This is a genomic window from Synechococcus sp. H60.1, from assembly GCF_047462335.1.
Lineage (GTDB): Bacteria > Cyanobacteriota > Cyanobacteriia > Thermostichales > Thermostichaceae > Thermostichus.
Window position 1 is genome coordinate 1 of the sequence record NZ_JANSJA010000136.1, and the last position, 913, is coordinate 913.

The window sequence follows — 913 nt, forward strand, 5'->3', positions numbered from 1 at the left end:
TGCTAGGCACCAGACAACCCGGGTGTCAATGTTTTTCGTCACTTTCAATAAACTCGTCTTGGTGCTAGGCCCTCTGGAACTGAGCTGAGGAAAACAGCGATTGCCACTCTTGTAGTCTGGGAGGAGTTTGCTTGGGGCTAGCCGGCTGCTGCGGCGGCGGAAGCAGCGGAACGACGATATTGCCGACACCCACGCCAACACCCACACCAACACTGGCTCTGACTGCCCCGACTTTTGCCAAGGCATTTAGCCCCACCTCGGTGGCTGCCGGCCCCACCGCCAAAACAACCCTGACCTACACAATTACCAACACAGCCGCCCTGCCGCTGACCGGCCTCTCTTTCTCCGATCTGCTACCTGCCGGCTGAATTGTCGCCACTCCCAATAACTTGAACAACGGCTGCGGCGGGACGGTGGCCGCTCCGCCAGGGGCAAATTCCATCTTGCTGGTCAACGGTTCGTTAGCAGCTAACGCCAGTTGCACCATCAGCCTAGACCTTCAAGTTACGGCCACCACAGCGGGATCCCTGACCAGTCCAGCGGTAGTCCTCAGCAGCAACCAGGCGCCCAATGCTACCGCTGCTGCTATCAACCTGACGGTAACGGTGCCAGCTCCCACCTTTACCATGGCCTTTTCTCCTAACCCGCTTGGACCAATTGGCCCGGCCCCTGTTACCGGCACTGGAACGCTCACCTTTACCATCACCAACAACGCCGCTATACCCTTGACCGGCGTGAGCTTTAGCCACACCTTGCCAGTAGCACCGTCTTTGACAGTAGGGCCTGGCGCACCTCCTCCCTTACCTGCTGCCTGCGGTGCTGGAGCTAATCTCGCAGCTACCGGGGGTGGGAACACCATTCAAAAGCAGCTCGGCAATTTGAATGGCGTTGAGGGCTGCTCCTTTGCGGATCT

General features: G+C 58.7%; 2 protein-coding genes. One reads left to right on the forward strand and one right to left on the reverse strand.

The features are described from left to right. Positions 1–127: 127 nt before the first annotated feature. A complete protein-coding gene (locus NW852_RS07345) occupies positions 128–250 on the forward strand; it encodes a hypothetical protein (RefSeq protein ID WP_414426599.1) in 123 nt (40 codons plus the stop codon). A gap of 249 nt (positions 251–499) precedes the next feature. On the opposite strand, the gene NW852_RS07350 is transcribed toward NW852_RS07345, so the two are convergent. Further along, a complete protein-coding gene (locus NW852_RS07350; RefSeq protein WP_414426600.1) occupies positions 500–628 on the reverse strand; it encodes a hypothetical protein in 129 nt (42 codons plus the stop codon). Positions 629–913: the final 285 nt, after the last annotated feature.

Excerpts from the sequence above, each read along its gene's own strand:
- NW852_RS07350 (WP_414426600.1), bottom strand. The coding sequence starts at position 628 with ATGGTAAAGGTGGGAGCTGGCACCGTTACCGTCAGGTTGATAGCAGCA.